Origin of the sequence: Streptomyces sp. NPDC006265 (assembly GCF_040613555.1) — a bacterium.
Classification (GTDB): domain Bacteria; phylum Actinomycetota; class Actinomycetes; order Streptomycetales; family Streptomycetaceae; genus Streptomyces.
This window is the reverse complement of the sequence record NZ_JBEXSH010001341.1, coordinates 1-1,626: the sequence shown is the minus strand read 5'-3', so window position 1 is coordinate 1,626 and position 1,626 is coordinate 1. Positions and strand designations below refer to the sequence as shown.

Sequence of the window (1,626 nt, the reverse complement as noted above, 5' to 3'; positions counted from 1 at the left end):
GGCCTGATCGCCGGCGTGGCCGCCGCGCTGGGGGCCTGCCGGCCCGGGGTGCGGGTGTGGGGCGTCGAGACCGAGGGCGCGCAGGCCATGTCCGAGGCGCTGGCGGCGGGCGGCCCGCTGCCGGTCACCCTGTCGTCGATCGTCTCCACCCTCAGCGCGCCGTCCGTCTCGCAGCTGACGTACGACCATGTCGCCGCCCTGGTCACCGAGGTTCTCGTGGTGCCGGACCGGGAGGCCGTGCAGGGCTCGCTGGATCTGGCCGACCACGCCAAGGTGTGGGCCGAACCGGCGGCCGGCTGCCTGCTGCCCGCCGCCCGGCAGGTCCTGGAGCGGGTCGGCGACGGGGCCCGGCTCGGCCTGGTGGTGTGCGGGGGGAACGCGACGACGGGCGACCTGTTCGCCTGGTCGCGTCGCTTCGGTCTGCGCTGACGTTCCGGTGACTCTCGGACAATCCCGCGCGGAATTCATCGGAGGGCTCCGAGTTCAGACGCTGTACACGTCCGCATTTACCGCCGGTTACCGCCAGGCCGGGCGGGAATTTGCGAATCCGCGGCGGCGACGGGCGAATTCCCGTCGCCCGCCGCGACCCCGGCCGCCGAGGTGAACCGCGCCCGAGGCGGCGAAAGACCGTTTTCTCCTCGCACACTTGCACCCATACTCGCCTCCTTCCTTGAACAAAAGACAGGAATGAACACGGAGTTGCGATCCGTTTGAACGCAGGGTGCCTCGCTCCCCGTACCTCTGGAAAAGGTCAGAGCCAGGTTTCCAGCGAGGGATGGCCATGGGCAGGGCGCACGTCTCCACACACCAGTTGGTCGCCGGCCGGTACCGGCTGCTAGAGATCATCCAGCGCGAGACCAACCGCATCTGCTGGTACGCCGAGGACACCGGGGCCGGTGAGATCTCCCGCCCGTGCCTCGTGACCCAGATCGGGCTTCCGGAGGACCCGCGCGGGGCCGAGCGCCGGGCCGCCGCCCGCCTGCTGCGCGCCACCGAGAACATGGCGCTGCTGTGCCCCGGCCGGATCGCCACGGTCGTCGACGCCGACGAGGAAGCCGGCGCCCTGTGGGCCGTGAACGAGTGGATCGACGGCACCCCGCTCGGTGAACTCCTTTCGGAGCAGGGCACGTTCAACTACGTGCGGGCGGCGCGGATCGGCCTGGAGCTGCTCGACGTGCTGGACGCCGCGCACGCCGATGGCATCACGCACGGCGAGCTCAGTCCCGGCCAGGTGTTCGTGCGCGAGGACCACTCGGTCGTGGTCACCGGCTTCGGCCTGGCCGGCGCGACCCTCGCGCCCCGGCTCACGGCACCCGCGTACGCCTCCCCGGAGCAGGCCCGCGACCAGCGCATCGGCCCCGCGGCCGACCTGTGGGCGCTGGGCTCGATCCTGTACACGATGGTCGAGGGACGCCCGCCGTTCCGGGACCGGGGACGCCCGGAGAACACTCTGAAGGGCGTGGACCGGCTGCCACTGCGCACGCCGGTGCGCGCCGGGCCGCTCACCCAGGTCGTGCAGGGACTGCTCCGCAAGGACTCACGGGAGCGGCTGACCCGCCCGGTGGTGCGTGAGGCGCTGACCCGGGCACTGAGCGAGGATCCCGAGGCCGCCCTGGCCGCGGCACC

General features: G+C 72.3%; 2 protein-coding genes. Both read left to right on the top strand.

Annotated features, from left to right (window positions below):
• Positions 1-429, top strand: a 429-nt coding sequence (locus ABZ281_RS48650) for a pyridoxal-phosphate dependent enzyme (RefSeq protein ID WP_356665185.1), incomplete at its 5' end; no start/stop codon positions are given.
• A gap of 352 nt (positions 430-781) precedes the next feature.
• A partial coding sequence (locus ABZ281_RS48645) for a serine/threonine-protein kinase (protein ID WP_356665183.1) occupies positions 782-1,626 on the top strand: 845 nt, incomplete at its 3' end.